20 protein-coding genes are annotated in these 19,250 nt (G+C 71.3%); 6 read left to right on the top strand and 14 right to left on the bottom strand.

The window, feature by feature from the left end:
* Nucleotides 1-139: 139 nt before the first annotated feature.
* The gene (locus BJ998_RS33135) at nucleotides 140-1,096 is read left to right on the top strand and encodes a hypothetical protein (protein ID WP_184867252.1); all 957 of its coding nucleotides are present in this window, start codon (nucleotides 140-142) and stop codon (nucleotides 1,094-1,096) included.
* On the opposite strand, the gene BJ998_RS33140 is transcribed toward BJ998_RS33135, so the two are convergent.
* From BJ998_RS33140 to BJ998_RS33160, 5 genes are read right to left on the bottom strand one after another with little or no spacing between them, the layout of a single operon-like run.
* On the bottom strand, nucleotides 1,093-1,395 hold the full coding sequence (locus BJ998_RS33140; protein ID WP_184867253.1) for an STAS domain-containing protein: 303 nt from the start codon (nucleotides 1,393-1,395) through the stop codon (nucleotides 1,093-1,095). The genes BJ998_RS33135 and BJ998_RS33140 overlap by 4 nt on opposite strands.
* 9 nt (nucleotides 1,396-1,404) lie before the next feature.
* Nucleotides 1,405-2,310: an SRPBCC family protein gene (locus BJ998_RS33145; protein ID WP_184867254.1), complete on the bottom strand. Its 906-nt coding sequence runs from the start codon at nucleotides 2,308-2,310 to the stop codon at nucleotides 1,405-1,407.
* Nucleotides 2,311-2,322: 12 nt separating this feature from the next.
* Nucleotides 2,323-3,330 (bottom strand): S-adenosylmethionine:tRNA ribosyltransferase-isomerase, encoded by a 1,008-nt coding sequence (locus BJ998_RS33150; protein ID WP_184867255.1) that lies wholly within the window; start codon nucleotides 3,328-3,330, stop codon nucleotides 2,323-2,325.
* Nucleotides 3,327-3,674, bottom strand: a complete 348-nt coding sequence (locus tag BJ998_RS33155) for a VOC family protein (RefSeq protein ID WP_184867256.1) — start codon at nucleotides 3,672-3,674, stop codon at nucleotides 3,327-3,329. Before BJ998_RS33155 ends, BJ998_RS33150 begins: the two co-directional genes overlap by 4 nt.
* Entirely contained in the window at nucleotides 3,671-4,372 is a 702-nt protein-coding gene (locus BJ998_RS33160; protein WP_246488706.1) for an SDR family NAD(P)-dependent oxidoreductase, read from the bottom strand. Before BJ998_RS33160 ends, BJ998_RS33155 begins: the two co-directional genes overlap by 4 nt.
* 118 nt (nucleotides 4,373-4,490) lie before the next feature.
* Between BJ998_RS33160 and BJ998_RS33165 the strand changes: the two genes are divergently transcribed.
* Together BJ998_RS33165 and BJ998_RS33170 are read left to right on the top strand one after the other, a co-directional pair.
* Nucleotides 4,491-5,624 (top strand): GAF domain-containing sensor histidine kinase, encoded by a 1,134-nt coding sequence (locus tag BJ998_RS33165; protein WP_184867257.1) that lies wholly within the window; start codon nucleotides 4,491-4,493, stop codon nucleotides 5,622-5,624.
* Nucleotides 5,617-6,246, top strand: coding sequence for a response regulator (locus tag BJ998_RS33170; RefSeq protein ID WP_184867258.1), 630 nt, complete (start codon nucleotides 5,617-5,619; stop codon nucleotides 6,244-6,246). The genes BJ998_RS33165 and BJ998_RS33170 overlap by 8 nt, the downstream gene beginning before the upstream one ends.
* 40 nt (nucleotides 6,247-6,286) lie before the next feature.
* On the opposite strand, the gene BJ998_RS33175 is transcribed toward BJ998_RS33170, so the two are convergent.
* Both BJ998_RS33175 and BJ998_RS33180 read right to left on the bottom strand, forming a co-directional pair.
* Nucleotides 6,287-7,351: a class I SAM-dependent methyltransferase gene (locus tag BJ998_RS33175; RefSeq protein WP_184867259.1), complete on the bottom strand. Its 1,065-nt coding sequence runs from the start codon at nucleotides 7,349-7,351 to the stop codon at nucleotides 6,287-6,289.
* 19 nt (nucleotides 7,352-7,370) lie between these two features.
* On the bottom strand, nucleotides 7,371-7,919 hold the full coding sequence (locus BJ998_RS33180) for an ABATE domain-containing protein (protein ID WP_184867260.1): 549 nt from the start codon (nucleotides 7,917-7,919) through the stop codon (nucleotides 7,371-7,373).
* 77 nt (nucleotides 7,920-7,996) lie between these two features.
* Here BJ998_RS33180 and BJ998_RS33185 point away from each other — a divergent pair, with 77 nt between their 5' ends.
* Entirely contained in the window at nucleotides 7,997-8,725 is a 729-nt protein-coding gene (locus BJ998_RS33185) for a metallophosphoesterase (protein ID WP_184867261.1), read from the top strand.
* The gene (locus tag BJ998_RS33190; RefSeq protein WP_184867262.1) at nucleotides 8,722-9,300 is read left to right on the top strand and encodes a LysE family translocator; all 579 of its coding nucleotides are present in this window, start codon (nucleotides 8,722-8,724) and stop codon (nucleotides 9,298-9,300) included. Before BJ998_RS33185 ends, BJ998_RS33190 begins: the two co-directional genes overlap by 4 nt.
* Here BJ998_RS33190 and BJ998_RS33195 read toward each other — a convergent pair.
* The 3 genes from BJ998_RS33195 to BJ998_RS33205 all read right to left on the bottom strand — a co-directional run bounded on the left by BJ998_RS33195 (nucleotide 9,297) and on the right by BJ998_RS33205 (nucleotide 13,742).
* Nucleotides 9,297-9,710, bottom strand: a complete 414-nt coding sequence (locus BJ998_RS33195; protein ID WP_184867263.1) for an SsgA family sporulation/cell division regulator — start codon at nucleotides 9,708-9,710, stop codon at nucleotides 9,297-9,299. The two genes, BJ998_RS33190 and BJ998_RS33195, sit on opposite strands and share 4 nt — an antisense overlap.
* Nucleotides 9,711-9,852: 142 nt before the next feature.
* Nucleotides 9,853-11,214 (bottom strand): radical SAM protein, encoded by a 1,362-nt coding sequence (locus BJ998_RS33200; RefSeq protein ID WP_184867264.1) that lies wholly within the window; start codon nucleotides 11,212-11,214, stop codon nucleotides 9,853-9,855.
* Nucleotides 11,214-13,742: a glycosyltransferase gene (locus BJ998_RS33205; protein WP_221338203.1), complete on the bottom strand. Its 2,529-nt coding sequence runs from the start codon at nucleotides 13,740-13,742 to the stop codon at nucleotides 11,214-11,216. Before BJ998_RS33205 ends, BJ998_RS33200 begins: the two co-directional genes overlap by 1 nt.
* A gap of 220 nt (nucleotides 13,743-13,962) precedes the next feature.
* Here BJ998_RS33205 and BJ998_RS33210 point away from each other — a divergent pair, with 220 nt between their 5' ends.
* Nucleotides 13,963-15,096 (top strand): low temperature requirement protein A, encoded by a 1,134-nt coding sequence (locus tag BJ998_RS33210; RefSeq protein ID WP_312890443.1) that lies wholly within the window; start codon nucleotides 13,963-13,965, stop codon nucleotides 15,094-15,096.
* 5 nt (nucleotides 15,097-15,101) lie between these two features.
* Here BJ998_RS33210 and BJ998_RS33215 read toward each other — a convergent pair whose 3' ends face one another.
* Genes BJ998_RS33215 through BJ998_RS33230 form a run of 4 tightly spaced genes read right to left on the bottom strand, consistent with a single transcriptional unit; the run spans nucleotide 15,102 to nucleotide 19,198 of the window.
* Nucleotides 15,102-16,124, bottom strand: coding sequence for a LacI family DNA-binding transcriptional regulator (locus BJ998_RS33215; RefSeq protein WP_184867265.1), 1,023 nt, complete (start codon nucleotides 16,122-16,124; stop codon nucleotides 15,102-15,104).
* A gap of 22 nt (nucleotides 16,125-16,146) precedes the next feature.
* Nucleotides 16,147-16,977 carry a sugar phosphate isomerase/epimerase family protein gene (locus tag BJ998_RS33220; protein WP_184867266.1) on the bottom strand — a complete coding sequence of 277 codons (831 nt, stop codon included), beginning with the start codon at nucleotides 16,975-16,977 and terminating at the stop codon, nucleotides 16,147-16,149.
* The gene (locus BJ998_RS33225; protein ID WP_184867267.1) at nucleotides 16,974-18,077 is read right to left on the bottom strand and encodes a dihydrodipicolinate synthase family protein; all 1,104 of its coding nucleotides are present in this window, start codon (nucleotides 18,075-18,077) and stop codon (nucleotides 16,974-16,976) included. The genes BJ998_RS33220 and BJ998_RS33225 overlap by 4 nt, the downstream gene beginning before the upstream one ends.
* The gene (locus tag BJ998_RS33230) at nucleotides 18,074-19,198 is read right to left on the bottom strand and encodes a Gfo/Idh/MocA family protein (protein WP_221339408.1); all 1,125 of its coding nucleotides are present in this window, start codon (nucleotides 19,196-19,198) and stop codon (nucleotides 18,074-18,076) included. The genes BJ998_RS33225 and BJ998_RS33230 overlap by 4 nt, the downstream gene beginning before the upstream one ends.
* Between the last annotated feature and the right edge of the window lie 52 nt (nucleotides 19,199-19,250).

Here is a 19,250-nt window from a genome sequence, read left to right on the forward strand (position 1 = left end):
CTCCACCTCCGTCCGAGTGAACGCCGCGGCCTGCCGGACGGGCCGCTCCTAGCATCGAAGTGGATGGTCGCGTGGCCGCCGCGCCGGAACTGGCCAGATCCTGGCCGTGTTGAGCCGGTTCCGGCCGAAGGGGGAGGGCATGACCGAGCTCGACCTGATCCGCGAGTTCACCACCCTGCGCCGGGGCCGCGGCCTGCACCGCCCGGACGTGCACAAGCGGATCGGACGGGCGGTCGCGCGCTGGGCCGACATCCCGCCCGACTGCGGCGGCGCGGAGGTCCGGCGACTGGTCAACCAGGCGATCGGCCGGCTCACGGAGGTCGACCTGCCGGCGGAGGACCGTCGCGCCGTGCTGGTGGCCCTCGGGCTGGACCGGGACCTGCACGCGGCGACGCTGTCCCGGCGGACCGAGCTGTTCGCGGCCGACCGCCGGCTGTCCGAGCGCACGGCCCGTCGTCGCGTCGACGACGCGTTCGTCAAGCTCGCGCAGGTGGTCGTCAAGCGCGTCGACCCGCTCGACCCGGAGCGCGGCTGGGCCGTTCGCCGGTTACGGGTGCTGGTGCGGCTGGACCGCCCGGTGCCGGAGGTGATCGAGGAGCGCACGATCGTGGCCACCCGTGACGGCCTCGACCACATCGTCGCCCGGTTCAGCGTGCCGCGGCGGTCCGACGGGGCCGACATCGACCGCGAGGTGCACGCCGAGATGCAGCACGGGGCCCGCATCGTCGAGGCGAACCGGTTGGGCGCCGGCCACTTCCGCTACCTGCTGGCGCTGCCGAGGCCGCTCGCGTGGAACGAGCCGCACACCTACGCCATCGTGTTCCAGGTCCGTGACGGCCAGCCGATCGCCGACCACTACGTGTTCACTCCGCTGGTCAGCTGTGCGCTGTTCGAGGCTCGGGTCCGGTTCGACGCCGCACGCCGGCCGCTCGCGGTGTGGCGGACGGAGCGGACCGTGCCGCGCACGCTGCCGCACCGGGGCAGGCCGGACGGGCCGCTGCTCGCCCTGGACGGGGCGGACGAGGTCGCGGCCCGGTTCGACCACCCGGAACAGGGCTTCAGCTACGGCGTCTGCTGGCGGTACGCGTCCGATTAGGACAGTCCGAGCAGGCCGTCGATGCCGGTGACGCGCATCACCTTGAGCAGGTGCGGCTGGGGGTTGGCCACGCTGAAGGCGATGCCGCGCTGCTCGGCGGCCTGGCGACCGGACAGCAGCACACGCAGGCCGGTGGAGTCCATGAAGGAGACGTCGGCGAGATCGATTCTCACGGCGTGCGCGCCCGCGGTCGCCACGGCCGTGGTCACGGCCTCCTCGAGACTCGGCGCGGTGCCCAGGTCCACCTCGCCGGAGACGGCGAGGACCACGGTCTCCGTTCCTTCGCTGCTGATTCGCACCCGGCAACCCTACTTGCGTCCGAGCACGTGGCGCACCGCCGCGTCCAGATCGGGGTGTCGGAACACGTGCCCGACCGGTGGCGTGGCGATCCGGTCCGGGGCGTGCGCGGCGGGCAGGTGGGCGGTGAAGTCCGCGCGGGGCAAGGGATTCGGCGACACGGCGTCGATGTCACCGTGCACGTCGGTGAGGACGGCGAACAGGAAGACGCCGACCAGATCGTCCAGTGAGATCCAGTTCACCAGGCGGTCGCCCGAGGCCAGCAGCGGCACCCGGCGGCGCACCAGACCGCCGCTGGGATAGCTGACCCGAGCCGTCCGGTCGCCGACCGTGACCACGCCGGTGGTGAGGTCGACGCCGGCGTCGCCATGGGTGACGATTCGGTGCCCACCGGTGGTCAACAGGGCCTTGAACGCCTCCACGACAGGTTGGTCACGTCCAGTCACCGAGACGGCCATCCGTGGACCGTCGAGGCGGGCGTGCAGGTCGAGATCGCCGGCCAGCTGGCGGTGCCGGTACGCGAACATCCGATGCAGCCTGACCTCGACGAATGGCGCCACGAAGGCGCTGAGCGGCAGGTCGTAGCTGATCTCGTCGACGAGCTTGGTGCCGGTCGGCACCTCGAAGAACCGGTGACGGTGCGTCCATGCCCTGAACGGTCCGTGTTCCTGCACGTCCACGAACTCGTACGGCGGCCGGTAGCCGGTGTGCCGCGCCACCCAGCGCGGCCGCACCGGCCCGGGCACGTCCAGCTCCATCACGGCCCGTGATCCCTCGGTGAGGTTCGGCGCCTCCGCCACGATGCGCATCGGCTCCCACGGCGGCGTCAGCCGCCGCATCGCCCCCGGTCGCTCGTGCCAGCCGAAGACGTCGTTGATCGGATACGGGAAGGTCGTGCTGGCCACGAACGTCTCCATGCCCCCAGTGTGCTACGGCAGGAGCAGGTTCACATCGCCGAACTCGTGCCACAGGTAGCCGCCCCGCACCGCCTCGGCGTAGCAGGCCATCAGCAGCGGCTCGTCGGCGATCGCGGCCAGCATGTCCAGGTGCGAGGCCATCGGCTCGTGGAAGCCGGTGAGCAGCCCGTCCACCACCCGCACGCCCCGCTCCGGCGTGATCACCAGATCGGTCCAGCCCTTGGCCGGCACGACGCGGTCGCCCTCGATGGCGCTCTCCAGCGCCCGCACCGCGGTCGTGCCGATGCCGATGATCCGGTTGCCGGCCTCCCGCGCCTGGTTGACGATCCGCGCGGTCGTCGCCGACACGGAAAACCGCTCCGGGTAAGGACGTTCGTGCGCCTCGGGCGAGGCGACGCCGGTGTGCAGCAGGATCGGCGCGAACTGGATGCCGGCGGACACCAGCCGCGTGACGATCCGGTCGGTGAACGGCCGGGCCGCGCTCGGCATCTCCGCGCTGCCGGGGTGTTCGGCGAAAACCGTTTGGTAGTACGGCAACGGCCACTGGCGCGGCACGTAGCCGTACCGGATCGGCACGCCGTGCTCCAACAGATACCTTGGCACGGAAGGAACATCGAACGCCGCCGTCCACAGGCGGCCCCGGGAGTACGGCTCCAGCAGCGTGACCGAAGCGCCGCCGGGCAGCTCGTACCGCTGGCCGGCGACGGCATCCCGGAACGGCCCGCCGGCGGTGCGCAGCTCGATCAGCCAGCTGCCGTCGGGCTGCTTGGTCGACACGTGCAGCCGAAGGTCCGCGTTCAGCACCGGCACCGCCGCCGGCAGCGTCGCCGAGGTGTTGACGACGAGCACGTCACCCGGCGTCAGCAGGGTCGGCAGCTCGCCGAACCGGTGGTGGCTGATCTCGCCGGACGCCCGCCGGCCGACCAGCAGCCGAACGTCGTCGCGGGCCAGCCCCCGGGCCTCCGGCGGCTCGTGCGCCTCCAGTTCGGCCGGCAGCGTGAAATCCACTGTCGCAGTCATCGCTCACTCCAGATCATCACGGTCGCCCCCGCCGGGCCGCGCACCTCGAAGCCGTAGTGGCCCCGGGGATAGCGGCCCGGCCCGCGCACCAGCTCGTCGGACCGAGGTCGCAGCGCCGTGTACGCCGCCTCCACCTCGCCGTCGGTGGCCAGCTCGAACGCCAGCGGCGCGGGCCCCGGCGAGCCGGGCGTGGCCAGCTCCACGTACGCGCCGTCGGCGGCTCGCAGCACGACCCCGCCGTCAAATCGATCCACTTCGGACAGTCCAAGTCGGACCGTGTAGAACTCCGTCGCCGCCTTGAGGTCGTCGACCTGGTACGGCAGCCACAGCGCGACCGGTCTCACAGCCGGACCCGGCCCGACTCCGGCCGTTCGGTGACCAGCTTCACGTACGCCGGCACCACGGCCTCCGGCAGCTGGCGGTCGCTGATGTCCTCGCCGGGAAACGCGTCCTGGTGCATCTTCGTGCGCAGGTCGCCCGGGTCGACCACCCACACCCGCAGCGCGGGCGCCTCCACGGCCAGCACCTTGCCGATCTGCTCCAGCGCGGCCTTGGCCGAGCCGTACCCACCCCACCCGGGATACGGTTCGACGGCGGCGTCGGACGTGACGAACACGACCGCGCCGTCCCGCGCCAGCAGCGTCGGCAGCGCCTGCTGGGTCAGCGCGAGCTGCGCCAGCACGTTCACCTCGTACACCTCGCGCAGCCGGTCCAGCGGGAACTCCGCGAGCGCCGGCAGCGGGCTCGGCCCCAGCACACCGGCGTTGTTGACCAGCAGGTCGAGGCCGCCGAGCTCGGTGGCGGCCTCGACCAGCTCGGCCCGGTGGTCGGGGTCGGTGATGTCGCCCGGGATCGCCCGGACCGGCCCGTCCAGCTGGTCGGCGGCGGTGCGCAGGTCCTCGGCCCCCCTGGCGTCGAGGACCAGGCCCCAGCCGGCGTCGGACAGGCCGTGGGCCAGCGCGAGCCCCAGCCCGCGGGACGCGCCGGTGATGATCGCGACGGGCATCCCCGTCACCTCCTCGGTGTCGTTTCTGCTCGTCATCGACGCTATTCGGGCGGGGCGGCGGTGCCATCGGGCTCGGGGCCCGCGCGGTCTACGACCTTGGACCTAGGACCGCCGCCCGATCCGCCGGCGCGCGGAACTGGGTACGGTTGCGGGCATGGGCACCTGTGACCGGGACGAGCTGCGCGAACTGAGCGCGGCCGTGCTCGCCGTGACCGCGCGGCGGTCGGTGCGCGAGGTGCTGCAGACCATCCTGACCTCGGCGCGGCGGCTGCTCGACGCCCGCTACGCGGCGCTGGGCGTGCCCGACGAGAACGGCTCGTTCGCCGAGTTCCTGGCCGACGGCATCACCGACGAGCAGTGGAAGGCCATCGGGCCGGTGCCGCGCCAGCACGGCCTGCTCGGGCTGATGCTGCGCGACCCGAACCCGGTGCGGTTGAGCGACATCCGCCAGCATCCCCAGTTCGACTGGTGGCCGGCCGCGCATCCGGTGCTGACCGATTTCCTCGGCATGCCGATCACCGACGGCGACGAGATCCTCGGCGAGTTGTTCCTGGCCAACAAGAACACGCCCGGCGGCTTCAACGCCGAGGACGAGGAGCTGCTGCGGCTGCTGGCCGCGCACGCCGCCATCGCCATCGTCAACGCGCGGCTGTACGAGCGCAGCCGCGAACTGTCCATTGTGGCCGAGCGCAACCGGATCGCCCGCGAGCTGCACGACGCCGTCACGCAGAAGCTGTTCTCCTTGCGCCTCACCGCCGACGCCGCCGCGGCCTTGGTGGACCGTGATCCCGCGCGGGCGGCAACGGAGATCGGCAATGTGCGCCGACTGGCGGCCGAGGTCAGCGACGAGCTGCGCAACGTCGTTGTCGGCCTGCTGCCGGTCGACCTGTCCGGCGACGGTCTCGACGCCGCGCTGCGCAAGCAGGCCGAGCTGTTGAACCGGGTACACGAGGCCGAGGTGGCGTTTGTCGGCTGCCCGGTGCCGAAGCTGACGTCCGCGCGGCGCGAGGCCCTGTACCGGATCGCCCAGGAGGCCCTGCACAACGCCCTGCGGCACGCCCGCCCCGGGCTCGTGGAGATCGACCTCTCGGCTGCCGACGGGCAGGTCGTGCTGCAGGTTCGGGACGACGGCGTCGGTTTCGACGCGGAGCGGTCCGAGCAGGCGGCGCGGAAGTTGGGGTTGTCGTCGATGCGGGAACGGGCGCGGGCGGTCGGCGGTCGGCTTACCGTGACGTCCACTCCCGGCGGCGGGACCACGGTGCGGGTGGAGGTGGCGACCGGTGGCTGATCCGATCAAGGTGCTCGTGGTGGACGACCACCCCGTTGTGCGCCAGGGGTTGCGGACGTTCCTCGACCTCCAGGACGACATCACCGTCGTCGGCGAGGCCGCCGACGGACAGTCCTGTGTGGACGCTACCGCCGAGCTGCGGCCCGATGTCGTGCTGCTGGACCTGAAGATGCCCGGCAGCGGGGGAGTGGAGGCCCTGCGCGGGCTTCGGGAGAACGGCAGCGCCGCCAAGGTCCTGGTGATCACCAGCTTCACCGACCCGGTCGCCGTGCTGCCGGCGGTCCGGGCCGGCGCCGCCGGCTACGTCTACAAGGACGTCGACCCGCCGGCCCTGGCCGCCGCCATCCGGGCCGTGCACGCCGGGCACGTGCTGCTGCACCCCGACGTCGCCCGCCTGCTCGCCGCCGGCGAGGCCCAGCCGCACGGCGTGCACCTCACCGGCCGCGAGCGGGAAGTGCTCAGCGAACTGGCCCGCGGCCGGTCCAACCGGGAGATCGCCAAGTCCCTGGTGCTGTCCGAGAAGACGGTGAAGACGCACGTCAGCGCCATCCTGTCCAAGCTCGGCGTGCAGGACCGCACCCAGGCGGCGCTGCACGCCGTGCGGACCGGGTTGCTGGATTGAGGGACCGGCAGTCCGCCGCCGATGCGAACCGGCGGCCGGACTAGTTCCGGACCAGCAGCACCCGGTAGGCGTTGGAGAAGCCGTGCTTGCGGCCCCACGGCGCGAGCAGCTTGTCGCCGAGGAACGCGAGCACCATCAGCGGCACCGTGATCACCATGCTGGCCTTGCGGGCGATCTTGTGCAGGGTGCTCGGCGGCTTCGGGCGCCACGGCACGTCGTTGCCGCCGACGACCCAGTTCGCCCACAGCGCCACCGCGGCGACCATGTCCATTCCGCCGTGCGGCTCGGCCCGCTGCTCGTCCACCACGCGGAACCCGACCTCCTCGGCCGCCTTGCGCAGGTTGCCGATCGGCATCAGGTTCAGGTGCTGCGGCTGCAGCCACGGCATCCAGTACCGGCCGAGGATCCGGCCCCACCGGCACTCCGGATCCGGCAACTCGATCACCAGGTGTCCGCCGGGCGGCAGCACGGCCGCTGCGGCGGACAGCTCAGCCCTGGGATCGAGCGTGTGCTCCAGGTAGTGGAACATGCTGAGCACGTCGTAGTTCCCGGCCAGCTCGGCCGTCATCTCCGGGAAGTTGCCCCGGAATCCCCGGGCGATCCAGCCCTTCTCCTGGGCCAGCTCCACCCCGGCGCTCATGTCGAGACCGTGGAACTCGGTGTCCGGCAACACTTCCGCGGCCGCCCTGCAGAAGTGGCCGTGCCCGGTGCCGACGTCCAGCCACCGCTTGGGCGCGTGGTGCCTGGTCAGCAGCGCGGCCCGGTCCTTCAGCCCGGCGGTGTTGCCCTCGAACATGGCGGCCATCTGCTGCTCGCCGAGACCGTCGTAGCAGTCACGGTAGTAGAACTCCAGCCCGGCGATGCTCAGCCGCGGGTTCTGGAAGATGTGCCGGCAGTCCGCGCATTCCGACAGTTCGAACCGGCCCGGCTTGTGCTGCAACAGGTCCACGGTGCGCAGCCGGGTCGTCAGCCGGGCGCCGCCGCACCAGGGGCAGTCCTCGCGGCGGGGTTCGAAGAAGCGGTCCAGCCCCGCCGCGATGTCGGCGAGGTACTGGGGGCGCCGCGCGGCGACAGGATCCGTCTCCGGCAGGGAGGAAGCGGTCATGCGCGCAGCGTAGCGGCGATCACCGCCCGCTGTCTGCGTGCCGACGGTCGTAAAACCGAGCCGCCCGCGCGCGATTGCTGCACGAGGGCTTGCAGAACTCCTGGCGACCGTGGGTTTTCACGAAGTACCGGACGCAGCGCGGCGCCGTGCAGGCGGTCAGCTTGGCCATGTCCGGCCCGGACAAGAACTCGATGGTGGACCGCGCGTAACCGGCGAGCAAGCGGGCGCGGGCGTCGGCGCGGACGGACCGCAGGCTCGCCGATGGAGTGTCCGACCAGGACAGTTGCGGCGCGACCGGGTCCAGCGCGGCGGCGTTGTTCACCACGGACAACGCCTCGTCCACGGGCATCAGCCGGGTGGCGTCCGCGGGGCTCGGCGGGCCGGGGCTGACCGCGCGGGCGAACAGGGCGCGGACCGCCCGCCGCAGCGTGACCAGCTCCTGGCGAAGGTCTTCGTCCCACGGAACGTCCGGACGCCACTGCTGTGCCGCCGCGACGGTGGCGAGGTCGTCGGCGACGCCGCCGTGACCGTCGTGCCGGATCGTGCTCGCCAACTCCAGCGCCTGCATCGTGCTTGACCGCCTCCTCGCCGACACCCTACCGTGCCTAACGGTAAACCTGGAAAATTCCGTTGGGGGGATTTCGAGTGGCACTGTTGGCGCAGATCAGCGACCTGCATCTGGACGGCACCGAGCGGGCGGCGGACCGGGCCCGGCGGGTGCTGGACTACCTGAACGGCCTGGCGCGGCCGGTGGACGCGCTGCTGGTCACCGGCGACATCGCCGATCACGGCACGGAGCCCGAGTACGAGGAGGTCGCGGGGCTGCTGGCCACCGTGTCGGTGCCGGTGCTGACCTGCCCCGGCAACCACGACGTGCGTGGCCCGTACCGCAAGGCGCTGCTCGGCGACGAGCCGACCGGCGGTCCGATCAACCGCCAGCACACGATCGCCGGCCTCAACATCCTGATGGTGGACGGAACCGTGCCGGCCAAGGGGCACGGCTACCTCGACGACGAGACGGTCGGCTGGATCGTCGACCACCTGCGGGACGGGACACCGACGCTGATCGCGCTGCACCACCCGCCGGCCCGGATGCACGAGCCGTTCCTGGACGGGATTCTGCTGCACGAGCCGGATCGCCTCGCCGCCCTGGTCGAGGGCCATCCGCAGGTGATCGCCGTGCTCGCCGGCCACGCGCACACCGCCTGCGCCACCACCTTCGCCGGCAAGCCGCTCATCGTCGCGCCCGCGGTGACGTACACGCTGCGGATGCCGTGGGAGGGTGGCTCGCTCGACAACTGGGACCAGCCGCCCGGCGTGGCGTTCCACGTGGTCGAGGACAACCAGCTCACCACGCACTTCCGGGTCGCGTGATCCAGCCGTACGCGGTGATCGGTTTCCTGGCGGCGGTTTTCCCGATCACCGCGACTCCGGGCGCCAGCGTCGCCCTGCTCATCCAGGGCGGCCGGCGCCGCGCGGTGCCGGTCATCGCCGGCACCGTCACCGGCCTGTACGTGCACGCGACGCTGGCGGTGCTGGGGTTGTCGGCGATCGTCATGCAGTCCAGCGAAGCCTTCACCGTCGTCCGCGTCGTCGGCGCCGTGTACCTCATCGGCCTCGGCCTGTGGACGTGGTTCGCCGGCGGCGCACAAGCCCCCAAGCCGCGCTCCGAGCCGACCTATGTCCGGGCGTTGCTGGCCAACGTCCTCAACCCCAAGGCCGCGTCGATCTGCCTCACCCTCGTGCCGCAATTCGTCACGCCACAGGAGAACCTGGCGGGGCAGATCTACGTCCTCGTCACCGCGCACGCGGTGCTGGCGTTGGTCTGGCTGTCCCTGTGGGCGTTCTTCCTGGGCAAGCTGCCGCGCACGGACGTCTTCCGTCGCTGGGCGAAACGCGTCACCGCCGTCGTCCTGGTGACGCTCGGCGTCCGGGCCGCCGCCACCTAGGCCGTGAGGGTGGTCAGCGCGTCGTCCACGCTGACCCACTGGCCTTCGGCCCCCGGCGGCACGAGATCGTACGTGTCGTCCAGGAAGTCGGCCAAGTCCTCCGCGAAGGCGACGAACGTGGCCAGGCCGGCCGGCGAGCTGATCGTGAGGTCGACCAGCGCGGGGTCGGCCGCGGCCGGGCGGATGCGGACGTCGCCGAGGCCGGCCTCGGCGATCAGGCCGTCGGCGAGCAGGTCACGGGCGAAGCACCACACGACCGAGCCGGTCGGCGGGACCCGGAACGCGGCGGTGACGGCGTAGGGGTCGCGGGTGTCGTAGCGGAGTTCGACCGCGACCGAGACCCGCGGCTCCTCCGGCGCCACCAAGTCCAGCACCACCACCGACTGGAGCATCGTGTGGTCGTCACGCATCGCCCTCATCCCTTCACGTCGCCGCGTGCGACTTGGCCATGCGCGGCGAGTACCGCGCAAGGAGCCCAAGTCTGATCAACGCACCCGGCCGTGTCCACGCGTGTTCCGGCCGACGGAACGGGGCGTCACCCGGCGGGCCGGTTCAGAACTCCGTGTTGATGATCGCTTCCACGAGTGTCTCGCCGGCCGGGGTGAGGGTCACCGTGTCCTGGGTGAGCACGGCGAGGCCGCGCTCTTCCAGCGAGCGGAACCGGCCGGCCCAGGGCTCGTCGAACAGCGAGCGCCCGAAACGGTTGCGGTGCAGGGAGTCCCGCAACGGCTGCAGCGTGGTCAGGGCCATCTTGATGGCCCGGGTCTCCTGGCCCTCGGGGGAGAACGCGGTGGCCGAGCCGAGCGGGACGCGGCCGGCCTCGACGGCGGCGGCGTAGGTCTGCCAGTTGACGTCGGTGATCGCCTCGGAGCGGCGGCAGCTGGAGCTGCCGCCCAGCCCGATGGCCACCTCGGCGTCCTGCCGGTCCTGGTCGACCATGATGGACTTCCACTTCTCCGGCCCGATCCCGCCGGCGGCGAAGTACATCGTCGGGTGCTCGACGTAGCCGGCGGCGCGCAGGCCCTCGGTCAGCACGGCCCGCATCTCGTACTGCTCGTCGAGCGTCGGCCAGAAGTGGCCGTCCTTCTCCAGCCGGGCGCGGTAGCTGTCGACCTGCCAGGCGGCGGGCTTCTCGCCAGCGACGCCGGTGCGGGTCTCGGCGTACGACTTGAGGTGCAACTTGGTGCACACCACCGAGTTCACGCCGGTCTCCAGCACCACATCGAGATCGCGCCGGACGCTGTCGACGGTCTGGTCCAGCAGCCCGTACATCAGGTCGATGCTGATCCGCTCGAACCCGACCCGCTGCGCCTCCCGGATGAAGTCCACGCACATCTCGGACGTGTGCTCACGGCCGCTCAGCTTCAGCACCGGATCGTCGAACGACTGCACGCCGCAGGACAGCTTGGTGCATCCCTTGGCCGCCAGCAACTCCAGCTTCTCGGTGGTGAACGTGCTCGGGTCGCCCTCGAACCGCACGGTGGTCTCCGGGCCGAAATTGAAGTGCGACCGGTAGAAGTCGAGCAGCCGGGCGATGTCCTCGGGCGGCAGCAGCGACGGCGTGCCGCCGAACACGTTGAACTCGCCGATCGGCGCGCTGCTCAACGACGGCACGGTCTCCAACCACAGCAGGGCTTCCCGGATGTTCCAGTCCACCCACTGGGTCAGCTTGCCCGGATCGCCCTTGACCAGCACGACCGGGTACTGGCAGAACCGGCAGCGGTAGGCGCAGGTCGGGATGTACGACCAGAGGTGGATCGGGGCGGTGTCCCGCAGCTGCTCGTCCAGGTCGGCCAGGAACGCCTCGGGGGAGTAGTCCGGGGTGTCGCCGGGGAACACGTGCGCGCCGAAGGGGTCCCGGGTGACGTACTCCAGCAGATGGGTGTTTTCCGGTTGCCGCAGGACGTCCAGCATCAGAACACACCCCCGTTGCCGAAGTAGTTGTGCGCCTCGCCGGATTCCCGGTCCTCGCAGTAGTAGCGCACGAACTCCCGGAACCGCTGCGGCGGCACCTCGTCGAAGGCCGCCGGCAGCGGCGGCGGGTAGCCGATGTCCTCGCCGACGCTGGCCCGCAGGCGGGCGAAGATCTCGTCGGCGAACTCGAAGTACAGCCGGTAGGACGGCGTCTTGTAGACGTGGATCGGGGTGAAGTCGACGACCCGCATCTCGTCGGCGATCTCCTCGATCCGGGCGTGGAGCCGCTGTGCCAGGTCCGGCCCGAAGAACTCGATCACGTCGGCCGAGTCCAGCAGCGACGGGGTGAGCAGCAGCGGCAGGATGGTGTTCTTGGGGGTGAAGTCCTTGATGGAGAACTCCCACGCCTGCAGCGCCTCCGCCTCGGTCAGGTCGACGTCGCGGGTGCTGGGCCGCTCGGGGCGGATGTCCCGCATCACGATGATGCCGTCGTTGCCGTAGGCCCGGCCGGTGATCACCTCGTCGATGGCGTGGTCCACCCGGCGCGGGTTGATCTCCACCCGCGAGGTCGGCGCGTACACGATGTCCTCGCCGGAGCCGCGCACCCGGATGCCGAAGTCCCAGTCGTCGGACAGGTGGTTGACGAACCGCCCGTTGTGCAGCTGGTAGAAGATCTCGATGCCGCCGACCTTCTCGTAGACGTCCCGGTCCACGGCGAAGCCCTTGCCGTCCGGGAAGCCGCCGAACAGCGCGAACGTCACGGCCCGGCAGCGCAGGGTGCGCTGGATGGCGTCCCAGAGCCGGGGGCGCGCGGTGAAGTGCTCGGGGTTGTAGTAGTAGTCGCAGACGCCGATGGCGGCCTTGTTGGCCTCCATGGTGCGGAACAGCTCCGGCAGCCAGCGCCGGTCCACCCGGCAGTCGGCGTCGGCGGACACCAGATAGTAGCGGGTGCCGGCGGCGCGGCCGAGATGCCGGGCGGCGAAGTCCATGCCGGCCTTGCGGGCGCAGGCCACGCCCTGCTCCGGCTCGTCGAGCAGGTGGATCCTCAGGTCCGGGTGCGCGGCGGCGAACGCCCGGGCCACCGCGACCGTGTCGTCGGTGGAGTTGTTGTCCACCAGCACGATCTCGTAGAGGTCCTTGTCCAGCTCCTGGGCGTACAGGCTGTCCAGCACGGCCGGCAGGTTGTGCGCCTCGTTGAACACCGGCAGCACCACCGACAGCCGGGTCCGGGTGGCCAGCATGTCGTCGACCAGCTGTTCGGTCTGGTCGCGGTCGAAGTGCTGCCGGCCGATCCGGTGGTTGTGTTCCGCCATGCGCGCACGCTTCCCTTCGTCCAGCAGCAGTTCGGCGACGCTGTCCACAAAGGACCGGTCGGGCCGGTCGGTGGTCAGCATCGGGGCCTGGAAGCCGAGGTGGCCGTACACCGTGTGGTACAGCTCGTAGTCGCTGGTCAGGTACGGCACCTTGGAGGCGATCGCCTCACCGATCGGGTTGCCGTAGCTCTCGTAGTCGTACGAGGTGAGGAACGAGGCGAGGGTGGCCTCCGCCAACAGGTCCCGGATCGAGTACGCCCGCCCGGTCCGCACCTCGCGCGGCGCCAGCCGGCCGCCGAACACCACGCGGTCGGTCACGCCGAGATCCGAGGCCAGCCGCTGCAGGTTCTCGTACTCGACGGGATCCTCGGCCGGGTCACCGGCGACGAAGAGGTGCACGCCGGGCAGCCACGCGATCAGGTGGAGGTCACGGTCGATGCGCTTCTGCGGGATCACCCTGGTGCAGCGGGCGATCAGCGGGGCGTCGGCCGGAATGCCGAAGTGCTCCCGAAAACCCGGGTTCCGGCGCGTCGGCGAGTGGTCGAAGGTGTTCGGCAGCACGGCGATGTCGTGCAGCCCCCGCGCCCAGGAGAGCGTTTTCCGCCTGGCCTCGTCGTGTAGGGCGACGTACTGGATGTGCGGCGAGTCGACGGGCTGGACGGCGTGCGGATAGGGGTCGCTGCCGTACTTCCCGGTGCCGGGCTCGCTCTGCCACATCAGGTCGTGGTCGCGCCACAGCACGAACCGCCCCAGCCCGGCCTCGCGCCCGTACCGCTCGATCGCCCGGTACAACGCCTTGGTGTAGGTGATGTTCTCCGGCAGCGTGCCGTTCTCCACCACCACGAACGTCACCCCGGCCCGCCGCCACGCGGCCACGATCCGGTCCGCCACCCGCTCGGCCAGTGCCTCCACGCGCGGCAGCAGTTCCGTCCGGCCGGCGCCGACGACCTCGCGCAGCACGGCCGCGACGAACCCCCCGTGATATCCCTCGATCCCCGCCAAATCCGGCCGGTCCAGCCGCACCCAGTCCGGCAGCGCGGAGGATTCCTCCCGGTACGGCCGGAAGAACGCGTTCTTGTCGGCCTTGATGTCGTAGCCCAGATCCAGGTGCACCCGGTAGCCGCGGTCGCGGAACACCGATGCCGTCTTCACGAACTCGACCACGAGTCCGGAGATCGGGGTCGCGTCGAACGAGATTCCCCACAGCACCGACATGCACCCAACGCTAACTCCGCCGGAGGCCACCGAGGCCGCTCACCCGGTCAGGTTTGCCCGGAACTCCCTCTCGCACTGCGTACTCCGCCGCCAGGTACTACGGTGCCCCCGCGAGTCCCGCCCAGCGTCACAACGAATGTCGGTTTCCGTCATCTGCGCCAGGCGCGCATTCGGTGTGTCGGAGAGCGGGACTCGCCGGGGTTGAGCGAGAGTATGCGGCGTGACTACGTGGTACCGGCCGATGCGGGCCCGGGGCATGCGCGAGGTGCACCGGGTGTCGACCCCGCTGGAGCTGTTCTTCGACCTCTGCTTCGTGGTCGCCGTCTCGCAGGCGGCGTCGCAGCTGCACCACGCGCTGGGCAGCGACCACCCGGGCACCGGCGTCCTGCACTACGCCATGATCTTCTACGCCATCTGGTGGGCGTGGATGAACTTCACCTGGTTCGCCTCCGCCTACGACACCGACGACGGCGTCTACCGGGCGACGACGCTGGTGCAGATCACCGGCGTGCTGATCCTGGCCGCCGGCGTTCCCCGCGTGTTCACCGACGACGACTGGCGCATCATCATCGTCGGCTACGTGGTGATGCGGCTGGCGATGGTCGCCCAGTGGCTGCGCGCCGCCCAGGGCGACCCGGACCGCCGCAGGACCGCGCGGCGCTACGCCGCCGGCATCTTCGTCGCGCAGCTGCTCTGGCTGACCCTGCCGCTGGTGCCGAGCTGGCTGTTCATCGTGTTCGTGCTGGTCGAGCTGGCCGTTCCGGTGTGGGCCGAGCAGGCGGCGCCGACCACCTGGCACCCGCACCACATCACCGAGCGGTACGGCCTGTTCACGCTGATCGTGCTGGGTGAGTCGGTGCTGGCCGCCACCACCGCCATCCAGGCGTCGCTGGACTCCGGCGACGGCATCGCCGAGCTGCTCACCCTCGCGCTGAGCGGCCTGGTGATCGTCTTCGGCATGTGGTGGCTGTACTTCGACCGCCCCGCGCACTACCTGCTGACCTCGCTGCGCACGTCGATCATCTGGGGCTACAGCCACTGGGCCGTGTTCGCCTCGGCGGCGGCCGTCGGCGCCGGGCTGGAGGAGGCCGTGCAGGTCCACGACCACGTCGGCTGGGCCATTGCCGTGCCGGTGGCCGTCTACGTGCTCAGCGTCTGGGCGTTGCAGGTGCGGCCTCGCCGGGAGCACGGGCTGGACGCCGTGCACCTGGTGGCGGTCGTGCTGATCCTGCTCACGCCGCTGACGCCGTGGACCGTGCCGGCCACCGCGGCGGTCGTCATGCTGCTGGTCGTGCTGAACCTGGTGCTGTCCCGGCCGTCGCCGTTCGAGGAGCCGGAGGAGTTGGCCCTGTAAAGGTGTCAGCGCGCGGCGGCGGTGGACTCCCGGACCACCAGTTCCGTCGGCACGGTGACCACGGTCTGCGTGTCGGCGGGGCCGAACGCCAGCTCCACGGCCTTGCGCCCGATCTCCTCCAGCGGAACGTGCACGGTCGTCAGGTTCGGCCACACGTCCATCGCGGTCGGCAGGTCGTCGTAGCCGGCGACGGACACGTCCTCCGGCACCCGCCGCCCCGCCGCCCGCAGCGCGCTCACCGCACCCGCCGCGACCAGGTCGTTCGCCGCCAGCACGGCGGTGAACTCGCGGCCGGCGGCGAGCAGTTGCTCCACCGCCTCACGGCCGGCCTGCCGGCTGAAGTCGCCGTGCACCACCAGGTTCTCGTCGGCCGCGACGCCGGAGTCGGCCAGCGCCTGGCGGAAGCCGGCCAGCCGGGACGTCGTCGTGGTGCGGCCGTCCGGGCCGGTGATGTACGCGATGCGGCGGTGCCCGAGCTGGACGAGATGCCGGGTGATCGCCGCCGACCCGCCGCCGTTGTCGATCTCCACGACGTCGCCGGGCGCGTCCGGCCCGGGGGAGGGCCGCCCGCACAGCACCAGCCGCGTCCCGTTGCTGCGCATGCCCTTGGCCCGCGTGGTCGCCTCGGCCCGGTACTCCTCGTCCTCCGGCGCCGCGCCGACCAGGATCACCGCGTCCGCCCGGTGCCCGCGCAGCAGGTCCAGGAACGCGAACTCCTGCTCGGGGTCGCCCTCGGAGTTGCAGATCACCGACAGCCGGCTGGTCTCCGCCGCCGCTCCCTGGATGCCCCGCGCGATGCCGGCGAAGAACGGGTCCGACGCGTCGTTGAGCACCACGCCGACGATGCCGCTGGTGGCGTGCAGCAGCGCCCGGGCGTGCGCGTTGACCACGTAGTCCAGCTCGCGCACGGCCTGCTCCACCCGCTGTCGCGTGCTCTCCGCGACCGGGTAGTTGCCGTTGAGCACGCGGGACACCGTGGCCGGCGACACGCCGGCGCGGGCGGCCACCTCGACCAGCGTGACGGGCATGTGGACCCCCGGTTTCGTCCCGTTAGACCAGGTGATCACGGTATCGCTGGACGACCTCCGCGAGCACCTCGGCCCCGTCCCGCGCCCGCATCCCGGCGTTGAAGATCTCCACTTCGACCGGCCCGTCGTGCCCGGTGGCGTCCACCAGCCGGCGGATCTCCCGCAGCGGCACGTGACCGTCGCCGAGCTGGCCGCGGCCGAGCAGCACGCCCTCGGGCAGCGGCGTGATCCAGTCGGCGACCTGGAACAGCGCCAGCCGTCCGGTCTCGCCGGCCCGCCTGATCTGCGCCTCCAGGTCGGGCTCCCACCAGCAGTGGTACGTGTCCACGACGACGCCGACCTGCTCGGCGGGGAACGGCAGCGCGAGGTCGATCGCCTGGCTCAGCGTCGACACCACGCAGCGGTCCGAGCAGAACATCGGGTGCAGCGGCTCGATCGCCAGCGTCACTCCGCGCTCGCCGGCATACGGCGCGAGCTCCGCCAGCGCCTCGGCGACCCTGATGCGAGCGCCTTTCAGGTCCCGGTCCTGGTCGCCGAGACCGCCGGACACGAGGACCAGTACTGGACAGTTCAGTTCAGCTGCCTCGTCGATCGCGCGCCGGTTGTCGTCGAGGGCGGCTTTTCGGGCGGTCGGCTCCGCGACGGTGTAGAAGCCGCCCCGGCACAGGCTCGTCACCGCCAGCCCGGCGTCCCGGATCAGCCGCGCCGCCCGCTGCAGCCCGTACGCCGCGACCGGTTCCCGCCATGGCGCCACACCCGGCACGCCCGCCTCGACGCAGCCGGCGACGAGTTCCTCCAGCGACCACTGCTTGATCGTCTCGCTGTTGATGCTGAGTCGGGCCAGCTCGCTCACAGCAGGGCCGCCCTGCGTGCGGCCAGCTCCGGATCGGCGAACAGGTCCAGCTCGGCCGCCAGCTCGTAGCAGCGCAGCAGGTGCTCGCGGGACCTGGCCGTCTCAAGGCCGCCGATCATGCTGAAGTGGTCCTGGTAGCCGCCCAGCCAGGCCAGGAACACCACGCCCGTCTTGTAGAACCGGGTCGGCGCCTCGAACACGTGCCGTGCCAACGGAACCGTCGGCTCCAGCGTGGCGAGGAAGCCCTCGATGTCGCCGAGATCCAGCCGGCCGATCGCCCGCTCGGCGACGACCGCGAGCGGGTCGAAGACGCCCAGCAGCGCGTCGCTGTGGCCGTGCTCGTCGCCGGCGATCAGCCGCGGGTAGTTGAAGTCGTCGCCGGTGTAGCAGCGCACGCCCGTCGGCAGCCGGCGGCGCAGCTGGATCTCCCGTTCGGCGTCGAGCAGCGAGATCTTCACGCCGTCGACGCGCTCGGCGTTGGCCTCGATCACCGCCAGGAACGTCTCGGTGGCCTCGTCCAGGTCCTCGCTGCCCCAGTAGCCCGTCAGCGCCGGGTCGAACATCGGGCCCAGCCAGTGCAGGATCGCCTTGTCCGACAGCTGCCCCAGCAGCCGGCCGTACACCTCGTGATAGTCGTCGGCATCCCGGGCGAGCGCGGCGAGCTGCCGGCTGGCCATCAGGATCGGTTGCGCCCCAGCGCTTTCCACCACCGACAGCTGCTCGGTGTACGCCGCGATCACCTGGTCCAGGCTCGTCGGCGGCGTGGTCAGCTGGTCGGTTCCGGCGCCGCAGGCCAGCAGGCCGCCGTCCGCCTCGGCGGCGGAGCGCTTGATCAGCTCGGCGGCGGTCGGCCAGTCCAGGCCCATGCCGCGCTGCGCGGTGTCCATCGCCTCGGCGACACCCAGCCCGCGCTGCCAGAGGTGGCGGCGGAACGCCAGCGTGGCGTCCCAGTCGACCTTGGTGTTGTCGTCCGGGTCGGCGACGACGTGCGCGGCGGCGAAGATGATCCGGCTGCTCACGGACCTTCCTCGCTGACGCTCGGAGTACGAAGGTCCGCGAGCAGGCTCGCAGTGCTGGATGGTTCCCTCGCGCTCGCTCACAGCGTCAGCTCCGGAACGGCGATGCGGCGGCCCTCGGCGGCCGACTTCAGGCCCAGCTCCGCCAGCTGCACGCCCCGCGCGCCGGCGAGCAGGTCCCAGTGCCACGGCTCGTCCAGCACCACGTGCCGCAGGAACAGTTCCCACTGCTCCTTGAAGCCGTTGTCGAACTCGGTGTTGTCCGGAACTTCCTGCCACTGCTTGCGGAAGTCCACGGGGGAGGGGAGATCGGGGTTCCACACCGCCTTCGGCGTGGCGGAGCGGTGTTGCACGCGGCAGTGCCGCAGCCCGGCGACGGCGCTGCCCTCCGTACCGTCCACATGGAACTCGACGAGCTCGTCCCGGTTCACCCGGGTCGCCCAGGAGGAGTTGATCTGCGCGACGATGCCGCCGTCCAGCTCGAAGATGCCGTACGCGGCGTCGTCGGCGGTCGCGGCGTAGGTGTTGCCGCGCTCGTCGACGCGCTGCGGGATGTGCGTCGCGGTAAGCGCTTGCACGCTGCGGACCGGGCCGAAGATGTCGCGTAACACGTACTGCCAGTGGCAGAACATGTCGAGCACGATGCCGCCGCCCTCCTCGGCGCGGTAGTTCCAGGACGGGCGCTGCGCCGGCTGCCAGTCGCCCTCGAACACCCAGTAGCCGAACTCGCCGCGCACGGACAGGATCCGGCCGAAGAAGCCGCCGTCGACCAGCCGCTTGAGCTTGCGCAGGCCGGGGAGGAACAGCTTGTCCTGCACCACGCCGGTTTTCACGCCGGCCGCGGTCGCGGTCCTGGCCAGGTGCAGGGCGTCCTCGAGTGACTCGGCGGTCGGCTTCTCGCAGTAGATGTGCTTGCCGGCGTCGATCGCGGCGAGGACGCCCTCCACGCGGGCGGAGGTCACCTGGGCGTCGAAGTAGATCTCCACGTCCGGCTCGGCCAGGGCCTTGGCCACGTCCGTGGTCCAGCGGTCGATGCCGTGGCGCTCGGCGATCGCCCGGATCCGGTCCTCGTTGCGGCCGACGAGCACCGGTTCCGGCCAGATCACCATGCCGTCGGAGACGGCGAGGCCGCCCTGCTCGCGGATGGCCAGCACGGAGCGCAGCAGGTGCTGGTTGTAGCCCATGCGGCCGGTCACGCCGTTCATGGCCACGCCGACGGTCCTCCGCGCCACTGCGCCACCTCCGGTCTATAGAAAA

The sequence above is a fragment of the Kutzneria kofuensis genome (genome assembly GCF_014203355.1).
GTDB lineage: Bacteria > Actinomycetota > Actinomycetes > Mycobacteriales > Pseudonocardiaceae > Kutzneria > Kutzneria kofuensis.

What these genes read in the sequence shown, in the direction of transcription:
- BJ998_RS33135 (WP_184867252.1), top strand. Translation starts at nt 140, where the DNA reads ATGACCGAGCTCGACCTGATCCGCGAGTTCACCACCCTGCGCCGGGGC.
- BJ998_RS33145 (WP_184867254.1), bottom strand. Translation starts at nt 2,310, where the DNA reads ATGGAGACGTTCGTGGCCAGCACGACCTTCCCGTATCCGATCAACGAC.
- BJ998_RS33150 (WP_184867255.1), bottom strand. Translation starts at nt 3,330, where the DNA reads ATGACTGCGACAGTGGATTTCACGCTGCCGGCCGAACTGGAGGCGCAC.
- BJ998_RS33160 (WP_246488706.1), bottom strand. Translation starts at nt 4,372, where the DNA reads ATGACGAGCAGAAACGACACCGAGGAGGTGACGGGGATGCCCGTCGCG.
- BJ998_RS33165 (WP_184867257.1), top strand. Translation starts at nt 4,491, where the DNA reads ATGGGCACCTGTGACCGGGACGAGCTGCGCGAACTGAGCGCGGCCGTG.
- BJ998_RS33175 (WP_184867259.1), bottom strand. Translation starts at nt 7,351, where the DNA reads ATGACCGCTTCCTCCCTGCCGGAGACGGATCCTGTCGCCGCGCGGCGC.
- BJ998_RS33180 (WP_184867260.1), bottom strand. Translation starts at nt 7,919, where the DNA reads ATGCAGGCGCTGGAGTTGGCGAGCACGATCCGGCACGACGGTCACGGC.
- BJ998_RS33195 (WP_184867263.1), bottom strand. Translation starts at nt 9,710, where the DNA reads ATGCGTGACGACCACACGATGCTCCAGTCGGTGGTGGTGCTGGACTTG.
- BJ998_RS33200 (WP_184867264.1), bottom strand. Translation starts at nt 11,214, where the DNA reads ATGCTGGACGTCCTGCGGCAACCGGAAAACACCCATCTGCTGGAGTAC.
- BJ998_RS33205 (WP_221338203.1), bottom strand. Translation starts at nt 13,742, where the DNA reads ATGTCGGTGCTGTGGGGAATCTCGTTCGACGCGACCCCGATCTCCGGA.
- BJ998_RS33215 (WP_184867265.1), bottom strand. Translation starts at nt 16,124, where the DNA reads ATGCCCGTCACGCTGGTCGAGGTGGCCGCCCGCGCCGGCGTGTCGCCG.
- BJ998_RS33230 (WP_221339408.1), bottom strand. Translation starts at nt 19,198, where the DNA reads ATGAACGGCGTGACCGGCCGCATGGGCTACAACCAGCACCTGCTGCGC.